Raw genomic sequence first — 26,855 nt, forward strand, 5'->3', positions numbered from 1 at the left:
GTCAGTCGCCGGGGCGCACTGCCTCGGTGACCCGCTCCGCTGCCACGGCTGGATCCTCGTGCTCCCAGATGCGCACGACGGTCCAGCCGGCCTCGTCCAGTCGACGATCCGTGTCGCGGTCCCGAGCGACGTTGGCAGCCAACTTGTCCGCCCACCACTGGGCGTTGTTGCGCGGGTGGGTGGCGTGCTCCGGGCAGCTGTGCCAGAAGCATCCGTCGACGTACACCGCGACTCGGCGACGCGGGAACACCACGTCGGCCCGTCGTCGCATGCCCTTCAGTGGGGCCTTGTCGACGAAGTACCGCAGTCCCGCTCGGTGCAGTTCCTTCCGCAGGGCCACCTCGGGCTTGGTGTCACGCCGCTTCTGTTTCTTGAACCGGGCACTGGTCGCGGCGTCCGTCGGCGGCGTCGCCCGAGCGTCGGGCGTCATTCGTCGTCGTCGATCTCGGACCAGCTGGGGGCGAACCTGTTGCGCCGCTCCACTTCCGAGTGCACCACCTCGACGAACTCCTCGAACGAGAGTGTGGTGCGGTCCGACGGACGGCCGTTGCGCGGCGGCGCGTCGTCGACGTCGAAGAAGCGCACCTCACCCCGGTACGGGCCGTCCGGCTCGTAGAGACCGATGAACACCTTCTCGAACAGGTCGTAGCGCGTGTCCTCGGCCCCGAGGTCGACCCACGCCCGGCCCGGCATGCCGACGACGGGGCGCTTGCCGCGGCCCGACCGCTTGGACAGCGTCGTGACGTGGTGCGCGAACGAACTCTTGCCGATGTCGCTGCTCTTCGCGGGATCGCCGTCCTCGCACGTCGACCAGGGCTCGAACATCACGGCGACGAGCACACTGTACGGCTGGCGCTGGTGCAGCACCATCGCCTCACCCCGCAGTTCGTGGTCGTTGCGCACGATGTTCTTCGTCCAGCGGCCGAGCCGACCGGACGTGGGGCTGTAGTCCTGGAAGCTGTAGGTCTTCACGGACACGCAGAGGATGAGGCCGAGCGTCGGATCGAGTGCCTTGACGTCGAGCCGCTTGCGTCCCTTCGCGACGTCCACCTGCGCTTCCTGGCCAATGCCGTGCGCGTCGGGCGTGATGGACGGATACCGAGGCCTCAACGCATCGGCGACCACCTGCGCGAGGTTGTTGGACAGGCGCTGCGCGTAGTTCTTCTTCTCCCCGCGGTCGGCATCGGGCGCGGGACGGTCGCCGGCGAAGTCGAGTGCGAACGTCAACGGGAACATCAGGCCACGCGAACGGGTTCGGGGACGACGGGATCGTCGGTCATCCGGTGCAGGTGCGACTCGACCGTGTCGAGGAAGCCGGGGGCGAAGCGCAGCCGACCCGAGCGTGCGCGCTTGAGGAACCCGGCAGTGGCCCTGGCGGACAACAGCTTCGACTCCTCCAGGAATCCGCTCAGATCCTCGTAGGGGTGCTGGACCGGCCAGGTGCTCGCGGGTACCCGGAACGCGCGACGGTCACGGCCCCACGCGGCCGACGGCCAGCTCTGGCCGGGTACGAGCTCGGTGTCGGACCCCTCGTCGTAGGGAGTGCGGGTGGCCAGCTGCTCACCGACCCACGTCGCCATGCGCACGCTCACGGCGTTGCCGACGAGCTTCCACCGGTGCCCGGCCCGGACACCCGGGGACTCGACGGCGGGAGCGGTCCACCCGGCGTCGAAACCTTGCAGCCGTTCGGCGTCCGAGATGCCCGGGGTGACCAGCTCGCCGGACGGGAGCCGGACGGCCGGGGGACTGGCGATGCCGAGAGTCGATCCGCCCTTGAGCGTGGGCACCGCGTTGATCGCCCAGCCCAGGCCGCGCACCCCCTCGGTCCAGTAGAAGCCGCACGGGAGGACGTCGGCGTCGCCGGCCTCGGGGATGCCCGCGTCGGGTCCGAAGAGCACCTCACGCGGGTCGTCCGTACGTGAGGCGAGCATGACGACGCGCTGACGCCGCTGGGGCAGGCCGAACGAGCGAGCGTCGACGACGCGATACGCCCACATGTAACCGAGATCCTCGAGCGCATGCGTGATGTGCCGCATCGCCGCGCCGCGGCCGAGCTGCAACATGAAGGGCACGTTCTCGATCAGCAGCCACCGGGGACCACGTTTGCGGGCGACGAGTCGGAAGACCTCGTCGACCAGACCCGACCGCGCGCCCGTGATGCCCGCCGTGCGACCGGCCTGCGAGAGGTCCTGGCACGGGAAACCGGCTGCGACCAGCTCTGTTCCGGCGGGGAGCGCCCGCAGCGTCGCGACGTCGGTGTGCAGCGGCACGTCGGGGAAGCGCGAGCGCAGCACCGCCCCCGCGCCGGCGTCGATCTCGCAGAGCTGAGTGGTGGACCATCCGCTGCGCGCCAGGCCCAGCTCCAGACCGCCGATGCCGGCGAACAGGCCGACCATGGCACCCTGGCTGGACACGCGTACCCCCGCTCACCGTCGTGTGCGACGGCGGCTCCGGACACCGACGTCGATCTCGAGTGAGGCTACTCGAGAACACCGACACGGCGTCCGACCGAGAGGGCGACACCGCTGTGAGCAGCGCCCGTAGACGGGGGCGTGGTGCGCCGACTCACGCCCACTGTCGACGAAAACCCTGCTCGTGACCGTTTCATCTCGCGAGAACGGGGCACTCGGACGTTGACGGGGACGCGGATTCACAGGCAATTCGCCCGGCTCCGGTACTTGTCGTGCTCGTGTGATCTACCGTGAACGCGTGACCACACCCACCGCCGATTCCCTGTCGTCCGCCGACGTGACGGGCTCGTCGTGGCCGGCCATCCTGACGTGGCGCGCGCACAGCGCCCCGCGTATGGAGTCGGTGCGCGTCCAGCTCAACGGCAAGCGGATCAAGGCCGCCGGCCGGATCATCGGCGGCGAGTGCGACGAACACCCGGCGTTCTCCGCGTCGTACGACCTGGTCACGGACGAATCGGGAGTGACCAAGCGGTTGTCCGTGCGCGCGGCCGTCGCCTCGGGGGAGAAGCAGGTCTCCATCAGTCGCGACTCCGAGGGCTACTGGCTCGTCGACGACGGGTCACCGACCCGCAGCTCCTTCGGCGGTGCGCTCGACGTCGAGCTGGTGTGGAGCCCCTTCTTCAACACGCTCGCCATCCGTCGTCTCGGCCTGCAGACGAACCCGTCCGATCATCAGGTGCCCGTCGTGTACGTGGGTCTGCCGGTCCTCACCGCCCGCGCGGAGACACTGTCCTACAGCCGCGGTCCGCACGAGTTCGAGGTGGTCTCGCCCGTCGGGACGTCGGCCGTCAGTGTCGACTCGGACGGTTTCGTCGCCGACTACCGCGGACTCGCCGAGCGCATCTGACGGGTCCGACCGTCACGCCCGCCGGGGCAGCCGCTGGACGACACCGCCGCGGCGACCGGCATCGACGAGGTCCGACTGCCAGGACGACGAACCGACGACGACGTCGGTGATCTCCCACCACTGCAACTGCTCGTCGTAGCTCAGTCGCGCCGCATGGCCGGCGGCGACCAGTGCTTCGGTCGACGCGTCGGCGGCCAGCGCGTCCCTGGCGCTGTGCAGCGCCGCGAGCGCTTCGTCGAGTGCGTCGACGAGGGCGGGCGCATTGGCATCGCACATCGCGCTGACCAGGGCCGGAGCCGTACCCGCCACGCGGGTGCCGTCGCGGAACGAGCCGGCTGCCAACCGCAGCGTGAGCTCCCCTCCCCGCGCGCCCACCGAGGCGAGTGCCTCCGCCAGCAGATGCGGGAGATGGGACACGCGGGCCACGGCGCGATCGTGGTCGTCGGCTCGGGCCGGGACCACGACGGACCCGGAGGACAGCGCGAGATCGGCGACCGCGATCCAGGCATCGGGGTCGGTGTCGTCGTTCACGGTGACGACCCAGACCGCGTTGCGGAAGAGATCGACGTCGGCCGCGAGCCACCCCGAGGCGGATGTGCCGGCCATGGGATGTCCGCCGACGTACCGAGCGCCGAGTCCGGCGCGCGCGACCGCGGCCGCCATCTCCGCCTTCACGCTGACGACGTCGGTGAGCACGCAGTGCGGCGCGTACGCGGCCACCGATTCCAGGACGGTGTCGACCGCCGGCATGGGTACCGCGACGACGACGAGAGCGTCCTCCTCGGCGGCGCGCTGGAGGGCTGAGGCGATGTCCGCCGTGACGTCGTACCCGTCGGCGCGAGCGGCGTCCACGGCACCGGTCGATCGGTTCCAACCCCATGCCGGGCGACCCGAGTCGACCACGGCGCGCAGTAACGAGCCCCCGATGAGGCCGAGGCCCAGGACGCAGACGGGACGGTCGGGTGTGTTCACCGGGGGAAGATTTCCACATCGGCACCGTCCGCCGGGTGCACGACACCGAAATCTCCCGCTGTTTCCCCTGAACAGGGAGGTCTGCACGCCGGGGCGACGGTGTGGGACTACGGTTGCGCGCATGGCTGCACAGCGCGGAGGCAGTACCTCGTCCCAGGGTCGAGGTGACAACCGCTCCGACGACTACGACGAGCTCGAGGGGTTCGCCATCGCGGTCGTCCGCGAGGAGGGCACGTGGACGTGCCGGCCGTTGTCCGCGGACGCCCTGACGAGTCTCAGTGCCGCCGAGACCGAACTTCGTGAACTCCGCAGTGCCGGTGCGGTGTTCGGGCTCCTCGATGTCGACGACGAGTTCTTCGTCGTGCTGCGTCCGGCGCCGTCGGGCACGCGGGTCCTGCTGTCGGACGCCACCGCGGCGATCGACTACGACATCGCGGCCGACGTCCTGGACCGACTGAACGTCGATGTGCCCGATCTGGATCCGGACGAGCTCGACGACGTCGAGCCCTGGGACGAGGGCGATCTGGATCTGCTGAGCGACATGGGTCTTCCCGAGCCGGTCCTCGGCGTCATCCTGGCCGAGTCCGACCTCTATCCCGACGAGCAGCTCGGCATGATCGCCGCGCGACTGGGATTCGCCGCGGAGTTCGCCGCGGTGCTCGACAAGCTGCCCCGCTGACCGTGGTGCCTCTCCACCTGCGTGACGTCTGGATGCGTCGCGCCCTGGAGGTCGCCCGCACCACGCCGGCGGGCGACGTTCCCGTGGGTGCCGTCGTCGTGAACGCCGACGGTGACGAGATCGCGTCCGCGGTCAACGAACGCGAACGCCGCGGGGACCCGACCGCCCACGCGGAGGTGCTCGCGCTCCGCGCCGCCGCCGAGCGGCACGGGGACGGCTGGCGACTCACCGGCTGCACTCTCGTCGTCACGCTCGAACCCTGCACGATGTGTGCGGGCGCGGCGGTGCTCTCGCGAGTCGACGGACTGCTGTTCGGGGCCTGGGAACCGAAGACGGGCGCCGTCGGCTCGCTGTGGGACGTGGTGCGGGATCGACGTCTGACGCATCGACCGGAGGTGGTCGGCGGAGTCCTCGAGAGCGACGCGGCCGGTCTGGTTCGGGACTTCTTTCGAACCGCGAACGACGTTTGACGCGATCCGTCGACGGGGTATTACTGCCCGGTAGGACACCAGACGCAGCGTTGCGTCGCCCGCCTCGCCGAAACGGAGGGGTGGATGTCATGTTCTTCCGCTTCGAAGGAGCACCACATGGGACTCGACGACAAGATCGGCAACAAGGCAGAAGACCTCAAGGGCAAGGGCAAGGAAGCCGCGGGCGACGCCACCGGCGACCAGGACCTGAAGGCCGAGGGCCAGGGCGATCAGACCTCCGCCGCCGTCAAGGACGGCGTGGAGAAGGTCAAGGACGCCGCGTCCAACATCAAGGACAAGCTCACCGGCCACTGAGCTACCCCGAGCGTGACTCCTGACGTCGCGATTTCGGATCCGCGCCACCCATCCGGTAACGTATCCGCCGGTGGCGTGTCCGAGCGGCCTAAGGAGCACGCCTCGAAAGCGTGTGACGGGTAACCCCCGTCCGAGGGTTCAAATCCCTCCGCCACCGCCATGAGCCCCCCACCTGCCTCGGCAGCTGGGGGGCTTTGTCGTTCACCAACTTCGGGTACACCGACGAGATGAGAAACATGAACGCGATGGAGAACCGCACCCTGGGACGCACCGGCCGGCAGGTGTCGTGCGTCGGACTCGGCACCTGGCAGTTGGGAGCCGACTGGGGCGACGTGTCCGAGGAGGACGCCGTGGCGGTGCTCGACGCCGCCGTGGACAGCGGCATCACCTTCTTCGACACGGCCGACGTGTACGGGGACGGGCGCAGTGAGCGGGTGATCGGCGGATTCCTGGCCGATCGTGGCCTGCGGGACACCGTCACCGTGGCGACCAAGATGGGTCGACGCGTCGACCAGGTGCCGGAGAACTACACGCTCGCGAACTTCCGCACGTGGGTGGACCGGTCGCGTGGCAACCTCGGTGTCGACACCCTGGAACTGGTGCAACTGCACTGCCCGCCCTCCGCCGTGTACGGCGACGACCAGGTGTTCGATGCCCTCGACACCCTCGTCGAGGAGCAGGCGATCGCGCACTACGGCGTCAGCGTGGAGACGGTCGCGGAGGCGCTCGAGGCGATCCGCCGACCGAACGTGGCCACCGTGCAGATCATCGTCAACGCCTTCCGGCTCAAGCCTGTCGACGAGGTGCTGTCCGTCGCCGCCGATGCCGGAGTCGGCATCATCGCGCGGGTGCCGCTGGCCTCGGGCCTGCTCTCGGGGAAGTACGACGAGTCGACGACGTTCCCCGAGAACGATCACCGCAACTTCAACCGCAACGGTGAGGCCTTCGACGTCGGCGAGACGTTCTCGGGCGTTCCGTTCGAGACGGGCCTTGCGGCGGCTCGTGACTTCTCCGCCCTGGTCGCGGACGCGGCTCCGGAGGGTACGACGCCCGCCGCCGCCGCCATCGCGTGGTTGTGGCAGCACCCGCAGATCTCGACGGTCATCCCGGGAGCCCGCAACGTGGACCAGGCTCGTGCCAACGCCGAGGCGGGGCGCGTCGCGCTTCTCGGCGCCGAGTTCGATGCCGGCGTGCAGAGCATCTACGACCGCTACCTCCGGGACGTCGTTCACTCGACGTGGTGACGGACGCTTTTCACAGGGGATTCCCAGGCCGCAGCGGTGGCCGCACGTTGAAGCGACAACTAAAGTTCGTCCCATGAAGAAGAAATGGTGGATCACCGGAGCCGTGGTCGTCGTCCTGGCGATCGTGGCGCTCGTCGTCGGACCGCGCATCTACTCGTCGATCGAGAGCAGCGATCCGGCGGCGTCGGTGTCCACCTCCGGTGCCGAGGCGGCGACGGGCGATCTGGACGGTGAGTGGACCGTCACGCCCGGTGACGCAGCGAACCCGACGTCGGCCGGGTACACCGTCGCCGAGGTGCTCAACGGCACCGACGTCACGGTCGTCGGCACCACGCCGGACGTGTCGGGAAGCGCCACGATCGCGAACCAGCAGCTCACCGCCGGTGAGATCGTGGTGCGCACCGAGACCATCACCACCGACAGCGATCGGCGCGACAACCAGTTCCGCGGCAACATCTTCGATGTCGCGAACAACCCCACCGCCACGTTCACGGTGACGTCGCCGGTGGACCTGTCCACCGTGCCCACCGACGGCACCACGGCGACCGTCACCCTCGACGGCACGCTGACCCTCAAGGGCCAGACGCGCGACGTGAGCGTCGAGACGCAGGTGCTCCGGTCGGGCGAGACCATCGTCGCCTCGGGCAACATTCCCGCGACGTGGACCGACTACGGCATCGAGCCGCCGTCGCTGGGCTTCGTGACCGTGGATCCGACCGGGTCCGTCGATTTCCTGGTGACGCTCGGGAAGGCCTGACCCTCGGGCGTCCAGCCGGGTGGTCCGACGATGTAACCGAGTTTTTGACGCAGAGTCGCCGCCGTCCGCACGTCCCGTGCGATGGCGGCGTACTCGTGTGTCTGGAGCTTCAGGATGTCGAACGTCTGCACCGGAGTCGTCAGCCCGTAGTGCGGTCGGAACGTCTCGTCGGCGTAGGTCCCGAACACGCGGTCCCACACGATGAGGATGCCGGCGTAGTTCTTGTCCAGGTACTCCTTGTCGCGGCCGTGATGCACGCGGTGGTGCGACGGCGTGTTGAAGACGAACTCGAACCAGCGCGGCATCCGGTCGATGCGCTCGGTGTGCACCCAGAACTGGTAGACCAGGTTGATCGCGAACCCGGTGAACACCATCCAGGGCGGGACGCCGAGCAGGGGCAGCGGCAACCACATCAGGATCTCGCCGCTGTTGTTCCACTTCTGCCGTAGTGCGGTGCTGAAATTGAAGTACTCGCTCGAGTGGTGCGCCTGATGCGTGGCCCACACGATGCGCGTGCGGTGCGCGATGCGGTGATACCAGTAGAAGAGGACGTCGACGCCGAGCAGGAGGATCACCCACGTGTACCACTGGTCCGAGGGCAGCTGCCACGGTGCGACATACGCGAAGATCAGCGAATAGCCCAGCAGCGCCAGGGTTTTCCATGCGGTGGTGGTGGCGATGGACACCAGCCCCATCGCGATGCTGGCCCGGGCGTCGGCGCGGAGGTAGCTTCCACAGGCCGGTCGGCCGGGTTCGTCCTCGGTCTCGTCGCCGTGGCTCTCGAGGACGATCGCTGCGGTCCACTCGAGCGCGAGCAGAACGAGGAATGCCGGCACCGCGAGGGCGACCGGGTCGCGGAGCGCGGTCGGCAGACTGTTCCAGAGATCGGCGATCACCCGCCGCAGTCTACGTGACCGCGGTCACACCGAGTTCAGGCGCGGTACTCGCGTACCAGCGGGCAGTCGAAGGGGTTGCGCTTCGACAGTCCCACCTGGTTGAGGTAGCGGACGACGATGCCGTAGGACTTCACGAGCGACGTCTCGGTGTAGGTCACCCCGTGCTTGGCGCAGTGCTCGCGCACCATGGGCCGCACCTTCTTGAGGTTCGGCCGCGGCATGCTGGGGAACAGGTGATGCTCGATCTGATAGTTGAGGCCGCCCATCATGAAGTCGGTGACGGGGCCGCCGTCGACGTTGCGCGACATGAGGACCTGGCGGCGGAGAAAGTCGATCTTCTCATTGGCCGGAACCAGCGGCATCCCCTTGTGGTTGGGCGCGAACGAGCCGCCCAGCAGAACGCCGAAGACGGCGAAGTGCACGAGGATGAAGCCGACCGCGAGCCCCGCCGGCATCGCGAGGAACGGCAGTGCGAACCCGATGGTGAGCCGCAGCGCGATGAGCGACAGCTCCAGCTTGCGGTGCTTGATCTCCTTGGAGCCGATCAGCGTGCGCACGCTGGCGACGTGGAGTGCGGCGCCTTCGAGGGTGAGCAGCGGGAAGAAGAGCCAGCCCTGGCGGCGGGTGAACGCGCCGTAGAAGCCGGTGCGCTGCGCGACGTACTCGGGGACGAAGGCGATGGGCCCGTTCCCGATGTCGGGATCCTTGCCGATCTGGTTCGGCGCGTTGTGGTGCTTGCTGTGCTTGCCCTGCCACCAGTGCAGCGAGAGTCCTGCGAAGGTGCCGGACAGGATGCGGGCCGTCCACTCGTTCCACTTCGCCGAGTCGAACATCTGGCGGTGGGCGCCGTCGTGACCGAGGAAGCCGAACTGCGTGCTCACGACGGCGAGGGCGACGGCGAGCGCGAGCTGCCACCACGAATCGCCCAGGAGGAACGCACCGACCCAGACGGCGACGAAGGCCGCCACGGTGCCGATGATGCGGGACCAGTAGAAACCGCGGCGGCGGGACATCAGCCCCGAGGCGCGCACGGCGACGGACAGCTCGGTGTACGAACTGACGAATCGATCTCTGGGGCGTTCGGCGGTGACGGACACTGGTGCCTCTGTTCTGTGGACGGTCTGGCCACGGTGGCTGTCGGTCGTTCTGGCAGTCGATGCAGTGGTGAGAACCGCGGAGAGGGCGGGAAGTGCTCAGGTCACGCCTCTGTCACAAGTGTGACACAGGCAGGGCACGGCGTCGACAGTCCGAGAGTGTCGGTCGTCTTCTCTCAGTGCATCCACAGACGACGGTCGACGTGGCCGGGCGTGGTCGTACCGCGCCAGGTCGGCGCCGTGGCGTAGTGTTCGGATCACGAGCACGCCGCGGTTCTCACCGGCGCCTCGTTCTCCCCCTCGTGACGGACGACTCGTTCTCCTCACCACCGAACTACTGATGAAGGGGTTTCCATGGAACCCGAACTGATCTTTCTCGCACCCGTCACCGCCGACGCGGAGCCCGTCGAGGCTCCCGCTACGTCCGCTGCCAGGGACGTCGTCAACGCGGCGCCGCCCGTCTACACCCAGCTGTTCTCCGAGAAGAACTGACTCCTCTCGATCGCCTGACATGACTGAACCCCGGGACGACCGGTCCACGTCCACGAGTACCGCGGTCACGACCTCGGTGGCGCGGCGCATCACGCCCGGCCGTGAACAGGACTTCGTGGCCTGGACCGATGCCGGAATCAGTGTGCTGCGCACGTTCGACGGGTTCCTGGGCGGCGGGTGGCTGCGCTCCTCGACCGATCCGTACGAGTACTACGTGCTCTACCGATTCGATTCGGACGCTCATCTGCAGGAGTGGCTCTCGTCGCCCTTCCGGCGTGCGTGGGTCGCGCGTGGTGTGGGTGTGGCGGACGACCATGTGACGCATCGCCTCACCGGGGTCGAAGGGTGGTTCGAGCCACAGTCGACGCTCACCGACGCGGTCCGCGTCGTGGGCGCTCCGCCGCCTCGGTGGAAGCAGGCCATCGTCATCTGGTCGGCGTTCTTCCCCCTGTCTCTTCTGCTCAACACCCTTGTCTCCGAGTACCTCTCGCTGGGTCTTGTACTCCGGACCCTGCTCGTCACCCTCGTGAGCACACCCCTCATGGTGTACGTCCTGCTGCCGTTCATCACCGCCCGTGTGAAGCGCTGGCTCACTCCCTGACGGTTCGAAACACCGCGCGAGCGTGGTGAGCGTCACAAAAGTGCACACCACTGCAAACTTGCCGAGCCGTGCAAGTTCCGTACTGTGGGATTCGTGAGTTCCGGACTACGCGACCGCAAGAAGGCGGAGACCCGTGCAGCGCTCAGTGCTGCCGCGATCCGTCTCGGGCGGCAACAGGGTTTCGACACCGTGACCGCCGAGGCGATCGCCCGCGACGCGGGGGTGTCGACGCGCACGTTCCACAACTACTTCTCCAGCAAGGAAGAAGCGGCGCTGTACTACCTCGAGCAGGCAGCGTTCGAGTGGGTGGACCTGATCGAACACCGTCCGCAGGACGAGGACTTCTGGGACACGGTGCGCGCCATCGTCTTCGAGATCGTCGACGATCCCGAGCGCGAGTTGACCGAGACTGTCGCGGTCGCGCGGTTCGTCGAGGAGTCGCCGGCTCTGCTGGCGAAGAAGCTCGAGTTCGACCGCTCGCTCTCCGCGGCGTTCAAGAAGGCCGTGGCCCGGCGCACGGGGCTCGATCCCGATCGGGACCTGTACCCCTCGTTGGTCCAGGCCGCGGTGGGCGCCACCGTCAGCGCCGCACTCGGATTCTTCGCCGAGGCATCCGAGAAAGGCTCCACCACAGCAGAATCCGCCGGCGAAGTGGTCCGCCTCGCCATGCAACAACTCGAACGGGGCTTCCGAGCGCCGCTCACCGGTTCCACCCCGCTCCCGCCCGACTGATCGCGCGTCCGTCCGTCACCCGCAGCACGACACCCCCCCGAACGAGGAGAACTCTCATGGCCACCTTCCTGTATCGCATAGGACGGTTCTCGTACCGTCGGAAAGGCATCGTGCTGCCGATATGGCTCGCCATCCTGGTGTTGGCCGGTATCGGCGCGGCCACGTTGTCCGGCCCGACGAGCACGTCGTTCTCCATCCCGGGAACCCCCGCCCAGGCTGCGCTGGATCTGCAGAAGGAGCGCTTCGGAGGCGGCGAGGATCCGCTCACGTCGGCGTCCGCGCAGTACGTGTTCCAGGCACCCGCGGGCACCACGCTCGACTCGCCCGAGAACACGGCGGCCATCGACGGCGTCATCGCGAACATTCGCGGCATCGCCGCCGTGAAGGACACGGCCAAGGCCGATCCCGCGGCCGGACCGGTGCCCGAGGGTGCCATGCCGCTCCTCGATCCGATCGCCGGCAACCAGGCGATCGTCGATCAGTACGCGGAGGCCGGTCTCGCGCCGGACGTCGCGGCCGCGAACGCCGCGGCCGTGTCGCCGCTCTCACCGGACAAGACCATCGGCATCCTCGACGTGCCCATCACCGGCACCGTCACCGATGTCACGGCCGAGATCCGCACCGAGCTGACCGACGCCGCCCAGCCCGCCCGTGACGCAGGGCTCACCGTCGAGATCGGTGGCAGCGCCATGCAGGCCGCCGAGCCGCCCGGCGGCACCGCCGAACTGATCGGCCTGGCCGTCGCCGCCGTCGTCCTCGTCGTCATGTTCGGATCGCTCGTCGCCGCCGGACTGCCGCTCATCACGGCCATCGTCGGCATCGGCGTCACCAGTCTGACCATCACCACCGCGTCGGGCTTCGCCGAGCTCACCCAGTTCACGCCGATTCTCGCCATCATGATCGGCCTGGCCGTCGCCATCGACTACTCGCTGTTCATCGTCGCCCGGTTCCGTAACGAGCTGAGCGAGACGGACGACCGTGAGGAAGCCGCGGCACGCGCCGTGGGAACCGCCGGCAGCGCCGTCGTCTTCGCCGGCACCACGGTGCTCATCGCGCTCGTGGCACTGCGCGTCGTCGGCATCCCGTTCCTGTCCCAGATGGGTCTGGCCGCCGGCTTCGGTGTCTTCGTCGCCGTCCTCGTCGCGCTGACCATGCTGCCCGCCGTCCTCGGACTCTTCGGCGCGAAGGCGTTCGCCGGCAAGATCCGCACCGTGCCGGACCCCGAGCACGACGACAAGCCGACCAACGGCTTGCGATGGGTGCGCATGGTGATCAAGCGTCCCGCACTGGTGCTCATCGTCGGTGTCGTGATCCTCGGTGTCATCGCCGGTCCCATGACGTCGCTGCGTCTGGCGCTTCCGTCGGTGGCCACCGCCGAACCGGGTACCCCCGCTCGTGAGGCGTACGACCTGGTCGACCAGGGCTTCGGCCCGGGACGCAACGGTCAGCTGCTGATGGTCGTGGACGCGAGCAACGTCCCCGAGGCCGATCGGACGGCGGCCTTCCAGGCCGTCGTCGACAGGGCGGCGGCGGAACCCGACGTGACCAACGCACAGCAGGCCGGGCTCAACCCGGCGGGCGACACCGCCCTGGTGTCGGTGACTCCCAAGAGCTCACCGATCAGCGAGGACACGCAGAACCTGGTGACCGCGCTGCGCGACGCCCGGGGTGGTCTGGAATCCGAGTACGGCGTCACCTACGGCGTCACCGGCCAGACGGCGCTCGAGATCGATGTGTCGGATCGGCTCCAGAAGGCCCTGATCCCGTACCTCGCAGTCGTCGTCGGATTGGCATTCCTGCTGCTCATGGTGGTGTTCCGATCGATCCTGGTGCCGCTGACGGCGACGCTCGGCTTCCTGCTCAGCGTGCTCGCCACGTTCGGTGCGACGGTGTTCATCTTCCAGGAAGGCGGACTGGGCCTGATCTCCAATCCGCAGCCGATCGTCAGCTTCATGCCGATCTTCCTGATCGGTGTGGTGTTCGGTCTGGCGATGGACTACCAGGTGTTCCTGGTGTCCCGCATGAGGGAGGCGTACGTCCACGGCGCGACCGCGAGCGATGCCATCGTCACGGGCTTCAAGTACGGCGCCCGCGTCGTCGCTGCCGCGGCGGTCATCATGATCTCGGTGTTCGCGGCGTTCATGCTGGAACCGGACTCGTTCATCAAGTCCATCGGTTTCGCTCTCGCGGCCGCCGTGTTCTTCGACGCCTTCATCGTCCGCATGATCCTGATCCCCGCGGTCATGGCGCTGCTCGGCGACAAGGCCTGGTACCTGCCGAAGTGGCTGGACAAGATTCTGCCGAACGTGGACATCGAAGGTGAGAAACTCGTCCGCAGGACGGACGAGACCGCACCGGCGACCCAGCAGCCGGCGAACCGGAGCTGAGTCGATGAACTGCACCCACCACGCCTGTCGTCCGACGGGTCCTGTCGAGAAGGAAGGATGCACGACGTGTTGATCTCACTTCTCCGCCGGTATCTGGCGCCGTACCGCGGCGCGCTGACAGGTGTGGTGGTGCTGCAGTTCGTGGCCACCGTGGCCTCGCTGTACCTGCCCAGCCTCAACGCCGACATCATCGACAACGGCGTGACGACCGGCGACACCGGCTACATCCTGTCGACCGGCTCGATCATGCTGGCCGTCTCCGCCGTGCAGATCGCGTGCTCGATCGGCGGCGTCTACTTCGGAGCACGCGCCGCCATGGCGGCCGGCCGCGACATCCGCGGGGCGCTCCTCGACCGCGTCGGCACTTTCTCGGCGCGCGAGGTCGGGACGTTCGGCGCTCCGTCGCTCATCACCCGCAACACGAACGATGTTCAGCAGGTGCAGATGGTGGTTCTGATGGGCTGCACCATCCTGGTGATGGCGCCCATCATGTGCGTCGGCGGCATCGTCATGGCTCTGCGCGAGGACTTCGGACTGTCGTGGCTCCTCGGTATCGCCGTTCCTGCGCTGGCGCTGAGCATGGGCTTCGTCGTGGTCCGCATGGTTCCGGCGTTCAAGGTCATGCAGAAGCGCATCGACACGGTCAACCGCGTTCTGCGCGAGCAGATCACGGGCATCCGCGTGGTGCGCGCCTTCGTGCGCGAGCCGTACGAGGTGGAGCGTTTCGACGACGCGAACACCGCCCTCACCGCCACCGCACTGCAGGTCGGTCGTCTGATGGCGCTCATGTTCCCGGTGGTCATGCTCATCAGCAACGTCACCAGCGTCGCGGTGATCTGGTTCGGTGGTCACGCCGTCGACGAGGGACGCATGGAGATCGGGTCGCTGACGGCCCTGCTCAGCTACATCATGCAGATCCTGATGTCGGTGATCATGGCGTCGTTCATCGCGATGATGATCCCGCGCGCCAGCGTGTGTGCCGAGCGCATCACCGAGGTGCTCGACACGAATTCGTCCGTCGTGCCCTCCGCGAAGCCCGTCGTCTTCGCCTCGGTGCCGTCGACGGTGGAATTCGACAAGGCCGCCTTCGCGTATCCCGCGGCCGATCACCCGGTGCTCTGCGACGTGTCGTTCCGGGCGACGGCCGGAACCACCACGGCCGTGATCGGCAGCACCGGCTCGGGCAAGACGACGCTGATCAACCTGATCCCGCGTCTCATCGACACGACCGACGGAGTGGTGCGCGTGGGCGGAACCGATGTGCGAGAACTCGATCCGGAGGCGCTGCGAGCGGAGATCGGACTGATCCCCCAGCGGCCCTTCCTGTTCTCCGGCACCATCGCCTCCAATCTTCGCTACGGCAAGGAGGACGCCACGGAGGCCGAGATGTGGGACGCACTCGAGGTGGCGCAGGCCGCCGACTTCGTCCGCGAGATGCCCGAGGGTCTCGAGACCCCCGTCGCCCAGGGCGGCACCACCGTCTCCGGTGGGCAGCGTCAGCGACTGGCCATCGCCCGCGCCATCATCCGGCGGCCGAGCATCTACGTCTTCGACGACGCGTTCTCCGCTCTCGACCTGACGACGGACGCGAATCTCCGAGCGGCCCTGCGCCCCATCACACGTGACGCCTGCGTCATCGTCGTCGCGCAGCGGGTGTCCACCATCCGCGACGCGGACAGCATCGTGGTGCTCGACGACGGCAGGATGGTCGGCCTCGGTACGCACGACGAGCTGCTCGAGACGTGTCCCACCTATGCCGAGATCGTCGACTCGCAGCGCACCGCAGCGGGTGTCGCATGACGCGGCCCGGCGGTCCTCCCGGTCCCGGTGCTCCCGGCACGAAGGCGATGAGCTTCGGACCGTCCGTCAGGCGGCTGCTGCGCCGGCTCCTTCCGCAGCGCATGCTGCTCACGGTGGTACTCGTGTTCGCCGTCGCCAGCGTCGTTCTCACCGTTCTCGCCCCGAACATCCTGGGCAGAGCCACCAACCTCATCTTCGACGGCATCGTCGGCCGTTCGCTCGACCCCTCGCTGACCAAGGAGCAGGTCGTCGACGGTCTCCGCGCCTCGGGTGAGGGCACACGCGCCGACATGGTGTCGAGCATGGACGTCGTCCCTGGTCGGGGAGTCGACTTCGACGCCGTCGGCAAGGTGCTGGTCCTCGTCCTCATCCTCTACATCGGGTCCGCACTGCTGTCCTGGGTGCAGGGCTACATTCTCAACATCGCGCTGCAACGCGTCATCAAGCGTCTGCGTACCGACGTCGAGAACAAGATCCACCGGTTGCCGTTGCGCTACTTCGACTCCCACAAGCGCGGCGACGTGCTCTCGCGAGTCACCAACGACATCGACAACGTCTCGCAGAGCCTGCAACAGACACTCAGCCAGCTCGTGGTCTCGGTGCTCACGGTCTTCGGCATCCTGGGCATGATGCTGTGGATCTCGCCGCTGCTCGCACTGGTCGCGATCCTGACGGTGCCGCTGTCGATCGTGGTGACGGCGATGATCGCCAAGCGCTCGCAGCCGCACTTCATCGCGCAGTGGAAGCAGACCGGCGCGCTCAACGCACAGGTCGAGGAGGCCTACACCGGGCACGAGCTGGTCAAGGCCTACGGCCGCCAGCACGAGACGGCGCGGGTGTTCCACGAGAGCAACGAGGAGCTGTACCAGGCGAGCTTCCGGGCACAGTTCATCTCCGGAATCGTCATGCCCGCCATCATGTTCCTGGGCAACCTCAACTACGTCGCCATCGCCGTGGTGGGCGGACTGCGCGTCGCGTCCGGCACGCTGAGCCTGGGCGAGGTGCAGGCCTTCATCCAGTACTCCCGCCAGTTCACACAGCCGCTCACGCAGATCGGCTCGATGGTCAACCTGCTCCAGTCGGGTGTCGCCTCGGCGGAGCGCATCTTCGAGATCCTCGACGCCGAGGAGGAGGGCGCCGATCCGTCGGCACCCGTCACCCCCACCACGCGCAGTGGACGCGTCGAGTTCCGGGACGTGTCGTTCCGCTACGAACCGGAGCGTCCGCTCATCGACGGGCTGTCCTTCGTGGCGGAACCCGGCCAGATGGTTGCGATCGTCGGCCCCACCGGCGCCGGCAAGACGACGCTCGTGAACCTCGTGATGCGGTTCTACGACATCGATTCCGGCTCGATCACGCTCGACGGTGTGGACACGCGTGACATGACGCGGGCGACGCTGCGATCGCGCACCGGCATGGTGCTGCAGGACACCTGGCTGTTCGGCGGCAGCATCCGCGACAACATCGCGTACGGCAACAGTGGCGCCACCGAGGAGTCGATCATGGAGGCGGCGCGGGTGAGTTACGTCGACCGTTTCGTGCACTCGCTGCCCGACGGGTACGACACCGTCATCGACGAGGAGGGCAGCAACGTCAGTGCGGGCGAGAAGCAGTTGATCACCATCGCGCGCGCGTTCCTCGCCGACCCGGCCGTGCTGATCCTCGACGAGGCCACCAGCTCCGTCGACACCCGCACCGAGCTGCTGGTGCAGAAGGCCACCGCGGCCCTGCGCAGCGATCGCACGAGTTTCGTGATCGCGCACCGCCTCTCCACGATCCGCGACGCCGATCTGATCCTGGTGATGGAGAACGGGTCCATCGTGGAGAAGGGCACGCACGACGAGCTCATCGCGGCGCGCGGCGCCTACCACCGTCTCAGTGCGTCCGGCCTGCAGGAGCAGCAGTTGGCGTCTGGTTCGATGGGGGCATGACCGACCTCTTCACAGTCGAGACCCGTATCGAGGACCATCTCGGTCGAACCGGCACCCTGCGGACGCCGCACGGCGACATCGAGACCCCCGCGTTCATCGCCGTCGGCACCAAGGCCACCGTCAAGGCGGTGCTGCCGGAGTCGATGAAAGAGCTGGGCGCACAGGCGGTCCTGGCGAACGCCTACCACCTGTACCTGCAGCCGGGGCCCGACATCGTGGACGAGGCCGGGGGACTCGGCACGTTCATGAACTGGGACGGCCCGACGTTCACCGACAGCGGCGGGTTCCAGGTGATGTCGCTCGGCGTCGGGTTCAAGAAGGTCATCTCGATGGACGCCACTCGGGTGGAGTCTGACGACGTCATCGCCGAGGGCAAGGAGCGCCTCGCGCACGTCGACGACGACGGCGTGACGTTCAAGTCCCACCTCGACGGATCGCGGCACCGCTTCACTCCCGAGGTGTCGATGCAGATCCAGCACCAGCTCGGCGCGGACATCATGTTCGCGTTCGACGAGCTGACCACGTTGATGAACACCCGTGCGTACCAGGAACAGTCGCTGGACCGCACGCAGGCGTGGGCGGTGCGGTGCATCGCCGAGCACGAGCGCCTCACGGCCGAGCGCGCCGACAAGCCGTACCAGGCGCTGTTCGGTGTGGTGCAGGGTGCGCAGTACGAGGACCTTCGTCGGAAGGCGGCACACGATCTCGAGACCATCGTCGGCGAGACCGGGCGCGGATTCGACGGCTACGGCATCGGCGGCGCTCTGGAGAAGCAGAACCTCGGCACCATCGTCCGCTGGGTGAACGAGGAACTGCCCGAACACAAACCGCGCCACATGCTCGGGATCAGCGAGCCGGACGACTTCTTCGTCGCCATCGAGAACGGTGCCGACACGTTCGACTGCGTGAATCCGTCACGCGTGGCCCGGAACGCGGCGATCTACACACCGGACGGGCGCTTCAACATCAACACCGCGCGGTTCCGTCGAGACTTCACGCCGATCGACGAGGAGTGCGACTGCTACACCTGCGCGCACTACACGCGGGCGTACATGCATCACCTGTTCAAGGCCAAGGAGATGCTGGCCTCGACCCTCGCCACCATTCACAACGAGCGGTTCACCGTGCGGCTGGTGGACGACATCCGCGCCTCCATCCGCGACGGGCGGTTCCAGGAGTTCAAGAAGGACACGCTGGCGCGCTTCTATTCCTGAGCCGCAACTCCCCGCGAGTACGCCCATAGTGTCGTGAAGTCGTGCTCGACAACGACAGTATCGACGTACTCGCGGGGGCGGGCGGGGGTCAGTCCGGGGAGTAGGTCGGCTCGCGCTTCTTGATGTACGCGATGACGGCGTAGGTGATCGGGAGCACGAGCACCTCGACGAGGGTCTTCCACAGGAAGCCGACGATGACGTAGTTCACGAAGTCGGCGCCCGTCGTGATGCCGATGACGCCGGCCGCGATGCTGCAGAAGATCAGGGTGTCGAAGAACTCGCCGACCACCGTCGACCCGATGAGGCGGGCCCACAGGTGCTTCTCCTTGGTGCGTTCCTTGATCTTCACCAGCACGATGGAGTTCAACAGCTGTCCGACGGTGTAACCGGCGAGACCGGCGAGGACCAGGCGCGGCACGACGCCGACGACGGTCTCGAGTGCGGCCTGGTTCTCGTAGAACGACGCGGCGGGGAGTTCGATGGCGATCCAGAAGCAGACCGATGTGAGCAGGAGAGAGCCGAAGCCCAGGTAGATGGCGCGGCGCGTCGCCTTGAGCCCGTACACCTCGCTGAGGACATCGCCGAGGATGTACGCGAGGGGGAAGAGGAAGAACGCGCCGTCGGTGTTGATGGGGAGAATCTGGAAGGGCCCGAGCGAGACGTCGGACGCGGCGAAGAAGGCGACACCCTTGCTGGCGGCCACGTTCGAGATCAGCAGTGTCGCGACGAAGAGCGCGACGATGGCGGGGTAGAAGCCACGGCTGATGTGGGCGAACGAGGCCTGTCCAGACGGAGTGTCGCCGTCGGTGGCGGTGGAGTTGGTTGCAGTCACCGGTCGATCCAAGCACCGAGACGACGACGGGCGCGAATCCCCGAAGGGACCCGCGCCCGATGTCGGTGTGTGCGGAGGCTACTTCTTGACCACCTGGGTGCCACCGGCGAACTGATCGTGCTTGCCCTGCTTGGTGGGGCTCGAGTTGACCGTGACGGCGATGACGATCACGGCGATGAACGCGAGCAGGCTACCGAGGAACGGGATGATGTTGAGCAGCGTGAACGCGTTGCGGATCGCGGACTGCTGCAGTGTCGGCCGCGGCGTGCCGGCGGGACCGTGCACCTGGAGTCCGAGGATCTTCTTGCCGAGAGTCGCGCCCTGGCTGACCTCGAGGCCGACGAAGTACGCGAACGTCAGGACGCCGGAGAAGAGCCCGGTGACGAGGATGTTGTCGGTCGCACCGAAGATCGCGGCGAGGATCAGCGCGACGATGCCGACGATGATCCCGTCGATGATGCGCGCGCCCAGTCGAATGCCGAGCCCACCGGGCTGACCGCCGCCGGGCACTCCACCGAAGTTCGAGCCACCGTAGTTGGTGGTGTTGTCGAACTGCGGGGGCGTCGGGTAGCCACCCTGCTGGGGGTAGCCGCCCTGCTGGGGGTAGCCACCCTGCTGCGGCGGGACGTTGCCCTGCGGCGGCGGGTAGTTGCCCTGCGAGGGCGGGGGGTAACTGCCCTGCGAGGGCGGCGGGTAGGACCCCTGCGACGGGGGCGGGTAGGAACCCTGCTGCGGCGGCGGGTAGCTGCCGGGGTTCTGCGGATCCTTGCTCGGGTCGAAACCGCCTGTGGTCATGATGTCCTTCTCGTACGGGTTGACGTGTCGGAGTCTTCTCGCGGCCACCTTACGTCCGATACGCCCCGACCGGTGTGCGATGTTCCGTTGCAACGGGGTCTCGATCAGTGACCGAGCACGAACCACGGCTCCCTCGGGAGCAGGTCCAGGGACCAGTGCGAGGCCAGGTCGGACAGCGATTCGTGCGTGCGCTCGGACGGAACCCCGATCGACGACGCGATCTCGGCGCGGACGTCGGACACGGTCTGCCCGGCGGCGAGTCGGTCGCGCAGGGTGACGGCGCCGTCCCGCTTGGCGAGGCGCTTGCCCGTCGGTCCGAGAGCGAGCGGGACGTGCACGTACTCCGGGATCTGCACGCCGAGCAGACCGGCGAGGTAGGCCTGACGCGGCGCCGACGCGAGCAGGTCGTCCGCGCGAACCACCTGGTCGACGCTCTGGAACCCGTCGTCGACGACGACGGCGAGGTTGTAGGCGGGAACGCCGTCCGTGCGCTGGAGGACGAGGTCGTCGACCACGCCCGTGAACTCGCCGACGAGGGCGTCGGTCACGGTGAACGACCGCGTGTCCGAACGCAACCGCAGCGCGGCGCGTCGGCCCTCGGCGCGGCGGGACGCGCGTTGCGCCTCGGTGAGATTCCGGCAGGTTCCGGGGTACGCACCCTCGGGAGCGTGCGGTGCGGACGCGGCCTGCTGGATCTCGCGGCGGGTGCAGAAACACTCGTAGACACGGCCGTCGGCGGCGAGGGAGGCGATGGCCGCGGCATAGGACTCTCGGCGATCCGATTGCCGCACCACCGGCCCGTCGACGGTGATGCCGACGGCGGCGAGATCGTCGAGCTGACGGTGCTCGGCGCCCGGTCGCACGCGATCGAGGTCCTCGACGCGCAGGACGAATCCGCGTCCGGTTCCGCGGGCGAGGAGCCACGCGAGCACAGCCGTGCGGAGGTTCCCGATGTGGAGGTCGCCGGAGGGGCTCGGTGCGAAGCGGCCGTTCACTCGCCGCGACCCATGAGCTCGTCCCGTCGGGACGCGACCTCCGTCCGCAGCGCGTCGACCACCACCCCGACCTCGGGGCGGCGCAGCGTCTCGCCGCGCACGACCAGCCAGTAGGCCAGGGTGACCGACACCTCCGAGCGCAGGATGCGCACGAGATCGCGGTGCCGGTCGGCCATGAAGCACGGCAGCAGGCCGATACCGGCGCCCGCCCGCGTGGCCTCGACGTGCACGAAGACGTTGGTCGAGCTCACCGAACTCCGCATCACCGGGACGTCCGACGACGGGGGAGCGTCGCCGACGGCGACGGAGCGCGCGAGATCGAGGTCGTCGACGTGGAGCATCGACTCGACGAAGTAGACGAGGGGATGGCCGGCGAGGTCGAGTCGGGTGGTGATGGTGTCGTGGTCCTCGAGGTACTCCGGAGTGGCGTACAGACCGAGGCAGTACTCGCCGAGGTGCACGGCCTCGGCGCGGTGCACCTGAGGCGTGCCGACGACGATCTCGATGTCCATTCCCGACCGTTGTTGCGAGGCGCGTCGCGTCGCGGCGACCAGTTCCACGGACACCTCGGGGTGCCGTTCCTGCACACTGACGGCGGCCGGCGCCGCGATGTAGGCGCTGAATCCGTCGGTCGCGGAGATGCGGACGACACCGCGCAGCGACGCACCGCCCGGGTCCACCAGGCCGCGCACCACGCTGTCGACCGTCTCGGCCGCGGCGAGTGCGTGTCGGCCCAGGTCGGTGAGTTCCCAGCCGCCCGAGGTGCGGACGAGTACCCGACCACCGAGTGATTTCTCCAGTGAGGCGATGCGGCGCGACACCGTCGTGTGATTGACACCGAGGCTGTCTGCGGCGGCGGTGAAGCGGCCGCTGCGCCCGACGGCGAGGAGGACGAGAAGATCGTCCGCGCTGGGCGGCGTGTGCGCCGAGGAGCGTCCGGACGAGGTCATGTGTGCATCTTTGCAGTTCGGTCGTGCGCGCGCGGCCATTGTGCGGCGCGGTGATCTGCGTCGATACTCGACTCGGCGTGTGCCGTGGATCACTGTCCCGGCACCGGAGACTCAGCAAGGAGAATGTCATGTCGGTTGTCGACAGGGTGGATCGCGACGAGGAACCGTCGGGTCTGCGGAAGGTGGTCGCCGCATCCATGGCGGGCACCGTGGTCGAGTGGTACGAGTTCTTCCTCTACGGCACGGCGGCGACGCTCGTGTTCAGCAAGATCATGTTCGCGGAGGGAACCAGCGAACTCGACGCCATCCTGGCGGCCTTCGTCACGTACGCGGTCGGCTTCGTCGCACGACCGCTCGGTGGCATCGTCTTCGGTCACTTCGGTGACAAGTACGGACGTAAGAAGCTCCTGCAGTTCTCGCTGGTGCTGGTCGGCGCCGCCACCTTCCTCATGGGCTGCCTGCCGACGTTCAACCAGATCGGGTACTGGGCGCCGGCACTTCTGGTGACGCTGCGCTTCATCCAGGGCTTCGCGGTGGGCGGTGAGTGGGGCGGCGCAGTGCTTCTCGTCGCCGAGCACAGCCCCAACAAGAGCCGCGGCTTCTGGGCCAGTTGGCCGCAGGCCGGTGTCCCCGGCGGCAACCTGCTCGCGACGGTCGTCCTGTTGGTGCTCACCACCGTGCTCTCGGAGGACGCGTTCCTCAGCTGGGGCTGGCGTGTCGCGTTCTGGCTGTCCGCCGTCATCGTCTTCGTCGGCTACTACGTCCGCACCAAGGTCACCGACGCACCCATCTTCGTCGAGGCGCAGAAGCAGGCCGAGGTCATCAAGGCCGCGTCGTACGGCGTCTTCGAGGTCGTGAAGCGTTACCCGCGTGGCGTGTTCACCGCGATGGGCCTGCGCTTCGGCGAGAACGTCATGTACTACCTGGTGGTCACCTTCTCCATCACCTACCTCAAGGTCGAGGTGGGAACCGACACCAGCACCATCCTCTGGTGGATGCTCATCGCGCACGCCGTGCACTTCGCGGTGATCCCGTTGGTCGGTCGCCTGGCGGACACCGTCGGACGCCGTCCGGTGTACCTAATCGGTGCGGTCACCGCCGGCACGTGGGGCTTCTTCGCCTTCCCCATGATGAACAGCGGCCACAACGTCGTCATCATGCTGGCGATCATCATCGGACTGGTGTTCCACGCCTTCATGTACGCCACCCAGCCGGCGATCATGTCCGAGATGTTCCCCACGCGTATGCGGTATTCCGGTGTGTCCCTGGGCTATCAGGTGACGTCGATCGTCGCAGGGTCGCTCGCGCCGATCATCGCAGTGAAGCTGCTGGACGTCTACGGCTCGTCCGTGCCGATCGCCTGGTACCTCGCAGCCTCCGCGCTCATCACGCTGATCGCCGTCGTGGTGGCTCGTGAGACCAAGGGCATCGCGCTCGAGAGCATCGACATCGCCGACGCGAAGAACCTGGCCACCGAGGCCGAGCTCGCGAAGGCCGGTATCCCGACGAAGTAGTCACGCACACAGCACCGCGCCCTCTCCCGCATCACGGGAGAGGGCGCGTTCGTGTGTGTGTCAGGCCTCGGCGACGAGGTGCGGACGCGAGGCACCGGCCTCGCAGTCACGCATGAACTCGGTGAAGATGCGGTCGAAGCGGTCGGGGTTGTCGAGATGCGGGAAATGCCCTGCCCTCTCGAAGATCTCGACGCGGCCGTGCGGCAACTCGGCCCGAGCGTTCTCGGTGTGCGAGTTGGGGATGATGCTGTCGCGAGCACCCCAGACCAGCATAGCCTGGATGTTGGGGAAGTTGGCGAAGTGCGGTGTCGCACTGATGGTCTGACCGCGGAAGCTGATGACGGAGCGGGCGGTCGCGAGGAACGCGCGGCGGGTGCCGGCGTCCTGGACCGACCCGAAGCTGCGCCACGCCTCGGAGGAACTGGCGCTCATCAGGGGGAGTCCCAGCTTGTCGAGCCGATCGATCGCGAGATCGGTGAGACCGCGCACGGTGCGGTTCGCCATCAGCGGGAGAACGAACTCGCTGCCCGGCAGGGTGGCCGCACGCAGGAGCGGGCTGACCTCGGGGCCGAGACCGCCGCTGGCGATGAGCACCATGCGCTCGACCAACTCGGGGAACAGGTACAGCGTCTGCATCGCGATGCCACCGCCGAGCGAGTGGCCCACGAACGTCGCCGACGTGATGTCCAGGCTGTGCAGCAGGTCGCGCACCGTCGCGGCGTGGGAACTGATGGAGTAGTCCCCGGCGGGCTTGTCCGATTCACCGTGGCCGAACAGGTCCGGCACGATGACGCGGTACCGCTGCGACAGGGTGTCGATCTGCGGTTCCCAGTTGTGATGGGAGCCCAGCAGTCCGTGGATCAGGATGACCGCGGGGCCGTGTCCGATGTCCAGGTACTTCAGTTCGTTGCCGTGCAGACTGAGTGTCTGCATGTCCGGCTGTGCGGTATCGAGTGCCGCCATGGGAGATCCCTCCGTTGTACTACCGCTCCAGTGTGCACGCTGGTGGGCGGCGGGGAGCCGTTCCGCGAGCATGTGATCCCAGACATTCACTGCCCGGCGGCGGTGTCGGTCACAAGAGGTTTCGGTGGCGAACGACGCGATCAGTGCGTCAGATACACCTTCACCGCCACGACGATCGCGGCCAGCGCTGCGGTGGCGATACCGGCCAGGACCAGGCGAAACGACAGTCCGCGGCCGCGCAGACGCTCGGCGACCACCGGGATCGACGCGATACGCAACGTCACCAGACCACCCGCGAGCCCCTGCGCGAGTGCGCCGGGCAGGATCTCGAGCCACGCCAGCGCCAGCAGCAACGACGGCGCGACGCCCGAGGAGGCGATCGGCAGCGAGTCCCGCAACTCCTCGCGCCAGTCGACGGTGTCGTCGTCGACGGTGCCGGCCGCGACGGCGTCCGCGAAGATGTGGGCGAGGAAGGTGGTGAGCGTGGTGCCGATCACCAACAGCGCCGCCGTACCGTTCGCGATGGACGACGGACTGGCGGCGACCACCACGGTCATCACCAGGACGTTTCCGTAGACGTAGGCCGAGAGACGTCTGGTGGCGCGGTGCGGAGGCAGCACGCCGGCCTTGCGCGTCGTCACTCGGCGGTAGAGGGATCCGACCGGTCCGGGTGTGCTCATGCCGGGAATGCTGCCAGGTGGAGAGGAGTCGCGATGGCCCTGGTCGTGCGCGGTGTCGGGTGGCCACGCGGGGAGCCGCTGCTCGGAGTCACCGACACGGACACCGGCGAGGTGACGTCCCGGCCGGTGCTGTCGTCCGCACTGCGATACCGCGCGCTCGACGCGCCGGGTGTGCTCTGGTGCATCGGTCGCCGCGCCGAGGACGGCCGTCCCGTGGCCTGCCCGAACGGTGCGCGCGCCACCTCCGGGGTGCACTGCGACGCCTGTGTCGCGGCGGATCCGTACCGGTTCGTCCACATCGTCCACCGGCAGGACTTCCTGTCGAAGGGGCTCGAGAGCGTCGTGATGCAACCGCACTGGCTCTACGTCGCGACCTTCGCCGACGGGACGGACAAGGTGGGAACGGCGGCGGATCCTCGGAAATGGGGACGGCTCACCGAGCAGGGCGCCGTGGTCGGACGCTACGTCGCACGGGCGGTCGACGGACGCGTGGTGCGGCACCTCGAGGACGCGATGACCGACACTGCCGGTCTGCGCCAGGCCGTGCGCGCCGCAGCCAAGGCGGCGGGGTTGACCCGCCCGATCGACCTCGCCCGCCTCGACCGATCGAACGCAGACGCGGCGACACTGGCGCGCGAGGTGCTCGCCGACCTCGGTCCCGACTTCTCCGACGACGACTTCCGTGTCGTCGACGAGCAGTGGGAGCCGCCCGCGGGCCGAGAGGCGGCCTTCACGGGTCGGCGCACGGCCTATCCGCTGGACACTGCCGTCGGTGCGCACGGCCTGACCGTCCAGTGGTGCATCGGTTCCGCCGTCGGCGCGACGGTGGCGGAGGATCCGGATGCCGTCTACGTCGCCGACCTGGCCCGACTGCGGGGCCGCCGCATCGAGTGGGGCGAGTTCGACACCGCGCTGCCCGCCATGCAGGAAGCACTCTTCTGAGTTTGTCCCCGGCCGCCACGTGGCATTCGTGAGCCATGCCGACCTATCGAGTGAGAGACACCAGCGACGACTCCATCCTGGCCACGGCCGAGCACGAGGACGTGTCGACGGCCGAGGCGTGGGCCGCGGTGGTCGTGGAAGGGCTCGACCCGGCTCCGGTGACCTGGGTGCTGGACAGAGAGTGAGAACGAAGAAGACCCCCGTGCAATGCACGGGGGTCTTTCTCTGCGGAGGATAGGGGATTTGAACCCGAGTGCGGGCGCTGGTCCTTGTGATATTCCG

The 26,855-nt window shown here is 67.9% G+C and carries 28 protein-coding genes and 1 tRNA gene; 17 read left to right on the top strand and 12 right to left on the bottom strand.

The features are described 5' to 3' along the window. Position 1: 1 nt before the first annotated feature. From QRN16_RS20860 to QRN16_RS20870, 3 genes are read right to left on the bottom strand one after another with little or no spacing between them, the layout of a single operon-like run. Positions 2–430 carry a very short patch repair endonuclease gene (locus tag QRN16_RS20860; protein ID WP_027506605.1) on the bottom strand — a complete coding sequence of 143 codons (429 nt, stop codon included), beginning with the start codon at positions 428–430 and terminating at the stop codon, positions 2–4. Continuing rightward, positions 427–1,236: a hypothetical protein gene (locus QRN16_RS20865; protein WP_285189674.1), complete on the bottom strand. Its 810-nt coding sequence runs from the start codon at positions 1,234–1,236 to the stop codon at positions 427–429. Before QRN16_RS20865 ends, QRN16_RS20860 begins: the two co-directional genes overlap by 4 nt. Next, positions 1,236–2,396: a DNA cytosine methyltransferase gene (locus QRN16_RS20870; protein WP_222633431.1), complete on the bottom strand. Its 1,161-nt coding sequence runs from the start codon at positions 2,394–2,396 to the stop codon at positions 1,236–1,238. The genes QRN16_RS20865 and QRN16_RS20870 overlap by 1 nt, the downstream gene beginning before the upstream one ends. Before the next feature lie 313 nt (positions 2,397–2,709). Between QRN16_RS20870 and QRN16_RS20875 the strand changes: the two genes are divergently transcribed. Further along, positions 2,710–3,318 carry a putative glycolipid-binding domain-containing protein gene (locus QRN16_RS20875; RefSeq protein WP_285189678.1) on the top strand — a complete coding sequence of 203 codons (609 nt, stop codon included), beginning with the start codon at positions 2,710–2,712 and terminating at the stop codon, positions 3,316–3,318. A 12-nt stretch (positions 3,319–3,330) separates the two neighbouring features. Here the strand turns inward: QRN16_RS20875 and QRN16_RS20880 are convergent, their stop codons facing one another. Continuing rightward, a complete protein-coding gene (locus QRN16_RS20880) occupies positions 3,331–4,290 on the bottom strand; it encodes a prephenate dehydrogenase (protein WP_285189680.1) in 960 nt (319 codons plus the stop codon). Positions 4,291–4,411: 121 nt separating this feature from the next. Here QRN16_RS20880 and QRN16_RS20885 point away from each other — a divergent pair, with 121 nt between their 5' ends. The 6 genes from QRN16_RS20885 to QRN16_RS20910 all read left to right on the top strand — a co-directional run bounded on the left by QRN16_RS20885 (position 4,412) and on the right by QRN16_RS20910 (position 7,755). Then, positions 4,412–4,969 carry a tRNA adenosine deaminase-associated protein gene (locus QRN16_RS20885; RefSeq protein ID WP_285189682.1) on the top strand — a complete coding sequence of 186 codons (558 nt, stop codon included), beginning with the start codon at positions 4,412–4,414 and terminating at the stop codon, positions 4,967–4,969. 32 nt (positions 4,970–5,001) lie between these two features. Then, a complete protein-coding gene (locus QRN16_RS20890; protein WP_027506609.1) occupies positions 5,002–5,439 on the top strand; it encodes a nucleoside deaminase in 438 nt (145 codons plus the stop codon). A gap of 117 nt (positions 5,440–5,556) precedes the next feature. Next, the gene (locus QRN16_RS20895) at positions 5,557–5,754 is read left to right on the top strand and encodes a CsbD family protein (RefSeq protein WP_027506610.1); all 198 of its coding nucleotides are present in this window, start codon (positions 5,557–5,559) and stop codon (positions 5,752–5,754) included. A 69-nt stretch (positions 5,755–5,823) separates the two neighbouring features. Beyond that, positions 5,824–5,914 (top strand) — tRNA-Ser (locus QRN16_RS20900). A 67-nt stretch (positions 5,915–5,981) separates the two neighbouring features. Then, entirely contained in the window at positions 5,982–6,998 is a 1,017-nt protein-coding gene (locus QRN16_RS20905; RefSeq protein WP_285189684.1) for an aldo/keto reductase, read from the top strand. A 73-nt stretch (positions 6,999–7,071) separates the two neighbouring features. Continuing rightward, complete coding sequence (locus QRN16_RS20910; protein ID WP_222641258.1) at positions 7,072–7,755, top strand: YceI family protein; 684 nt, start codon at positions 7,072–7,074, stop codon at positions 7,753–7,755. Here the strand turns inward: QRN16_RS20910 and QRN16_RS20915 are convergent. Then, complete coding sequence (locus QRN16_RS20915; protein WP_502944033.1) at positions 7,668–8,660, bottom strand: sterol desaturase family protein; 993 nt, start codon at positions 8,658–8,660, stop codon at positions 7,668–7,670. The two genes, QRN16_RS20910 and QRN16_RS20915, sit on opposite strands and share 88 nt — an antisense overlap. Positions 8,661–8,686: 26 nt before the next feature. Next, the gene (locus tag QRN16_RS20920; protein WP_502944032.1) at positions 8,687–9,748 is read right to left on the bottom strand and encodes a fatty acid desaturase family protein; all 1,062 of its coding nucleotides are present in this window, start codon (positions 9,746–9,748) and stop codon (positions 8,687–8,689) included. Positions 9,749–10,099: 351 nt separating this feature from the next. Here QRN16_RS20920 and QRN16_RS20925 point away from each other — a divergent pair, with 351 nt between their 5' ends. The 7 genes from QRN16_RS20925 (at position 10,100) to tgt (ending at position 18,902) form a co-directional block, all read left to right on the top strand. Then, complete coding sequence (locus QRN16_RS20925) at positions 10,100–10,237, top strand: hypothetical protein (RefSeq protein ID WP_155957101.1); 138 nt, start codon at positions 10,100–10,102, stop codon at positions 10,235–10,237. A gap of 19 nt (positions 10,238–10,256) precedes the next feature. Beyond that, positions 10,257–10,838 carry an antibiotic biosynthesis monooxygenase gene (locus QRN16_RS20930; RefSeq protein WP_027506614.1) on the top strand — a complete coding sequence of 194 codons (582 nt, stop codon included), beginning with the start codon at positions 10,257–10,259 and terminating at the stop codon, positions 10,836–10,838. 93 nt (positions 10,839–10,931) lie between these two features. After that, entirely contained in the window at positions 10,932–11,570 is a 639-nt protein-coding gene (locus QRN16_RS20935) for a TetR/AcrR family transcriptional regulator (protein ID WP_051613574.1), read from the top strand. A 56-nt stretch (positions 11,571–11,626) separates the two neighbouring features. Beyond that, a complete protein-coding gene (locus QRN16_RS20940) occupies positions 11,627–13,957 on the top strand; it encodes an MMPL family transporter (protein WP_222633292.1) in 2,331 nt (776 codons plus the stop codon). A 66-nt stretch (positions 13,958–14,023) separates the two neighbouring features. After that, complete coding sequence (locus QRN16_RS20945; protein WP_285189696.1) at positions 14,024–15,757, top strand: ABC transporter ATP-binding protein; 1,734 nt, start codon at positions 14,024–14,026, stop codon at positions 15,755–15,757. Further along, complete coding sequence (locus QRN16_RS20950) at positions 15,754–17,688, top strand: ABC transporter ATP-binding protein (protein ID WP_222647538.1); 1,935 nt, start codon at positions 15,754–15,756, stop codon at positions 17,686–17,688. The genes QRN16_RS20945 and QRN16_RS20950 overlap by 4 nt, the downstream gene beginning before the upstream one ends. After that, a complete protein-coding gene (tgt, locus tag QRN16_RS20955) occupies positions 17,685–18,902 on the top strand; it encodes a tRNA guanosine(34) transglycosylase Tgt (RefSeq protein WP_027506617.1) in 1,218 nt (405 codons plus the stop codon). Before QRN16_RS20950 ends, tgt begins: the two co-directional genes overlap by 4 nt. 88 nt (positions 18,903–18,990) lie before the next feature. On the opposite strand, the gene QRN16_RS20960 is transcribed toward tgt, so the two are convergent. The 4 genes from QRN16_RS20960 to QRN16_RS20975 all read right to left on the bottom strand — a co-directional run bounded on the left by QRN16_RS20960 (position 18,991) and on the right by QRN16_RS20975 (position 22,474). Next, complete coding sequence (locus tag QRN16_RS20960) at positions 18,991–19,734, bottom strand: queuosine precursor transporter (protein WP_027506618.1); 744 nt, start codon at positions 19,732–19,734, stop codon at positions 18,991–18,993. A gap of 78 nt (positions 19,735–19,812) precedes the next feature. Beyond that, entirely contained in the window at positions 19,813–20,529 is a 717-nt protein-coding gene (locus QRN16_RS21835) for an RDD family protein (protein WP_027506619.1), read from the bottom strand. Between the two features lie 104 nt (positions 20,530–20,633). After that, entirely contained in the window at positions 20,634–21,524 is an 891-nt protein-coding gene (gene gluQRS, locus QRN16_RS20970) for a tRNA glutamyl-Q(34) synthetase GluQRS (protein ID WP_222633297.1), read from the bottom strand. Continuing rightward, the gene (locus QRN16_RS20975) at positions 21,521–22,474 is read right to left on the bottom strand and encodes a LysR family transcriptional regulator (protein WP_261781760.1); all 954 of its coding nucleotides are present in this window, start codon (positions 22,472–22,474) and stop codon (positions 21,521–21,523) included. Before QRN16_RS20975 ends, gluQRS begins: the two co-directional genes overlap by 4 nt. A 128-nt stretch (positions 22,475–22,602) precedes the next feature. Here QRN16_RS20975 and QRN16_RS20980 point away from each other — a divergent pair, with 128 nt between their 5' ends. Further along, complete coding sequence (locus QRN16_RS20980) at positions 22,603–23,988, top strand: MFS transporter (protein ID WP_285189703.1); 1,386 nt, start codon at positions 22,603–22,605, stop codon at positions 23,986–23,988. A 60-nt stretch (positions 23,989–24,048) separates the two neighbouring features. Here the strand turns inward: QRN16_RS20980 and QRN16_RS20985 are convergent, their stop codons facing one another. Continuing rightward, complete coding sequence (locus tag QRN16_RS20985) at positions 24,049–24,951, bottom strand: alpha/beta fold hydrolase (RefSeq protein ID WP_027506623.1); 903 nt, start codon at positions 24,949–24,951, stop codon at positions 24,049–24,051. A gap of 140 nt (positions 24,952–25,091) precedes the next feature. Next, positions 25,092–25,631, bottom strand: a complete 540-nt coding sequence (locus QRN16_RS20990; protein ID WP_285189706.1) for a hypothetical protein — start codon at positions 25,629–25,631, stop codon at positions 25,092–25,094. 33 nt (positions 25,632–25,664) lie between these two features. Between QRN16_RS20990 and QRN16_RS20995 the strand changes: the two genes are divergently transcribed. Both QRN16_RS20995 and QRN16_RS21000 read left to right on the top strand, forming a co-directional pair. Continuing rightward, positions 25,665–26,573: a DUF2797 domain-containing protein gene (locus QRN16_RS20995; protein WP_261770338.1), complete on the top strand. Its 909-nt coding sequence runs from the start codon at positions 25,665–25,667 to the stop codon at positions 26,571–26,573. A gap of 50 nt (positions 26,574–26,623) precedes the next feature. Further along, a complete protein-coding gene (locus QRN16_RS21000; protein ID WP_268788599.1) occupies positions 26,624–26,758 on the top strand; it encodes a hypothetical protein in 135 nt (44 codons plus the stop codon). The last annotated feature ends 97 nt before the right edge of the window (positions 26,759–26,855 follow it).

The sequence above is a fragment of the Rhodococcus sp. MEB041 genome, assembly GCF_030208955.1.
In the GTDB taxonomy this organism is placed as follows: domain Bacteria; phylum Actinomycetota; class Actinomycetes; order Mycobacteriales; family Mycobacteriaceae; genus Rhodococcoides.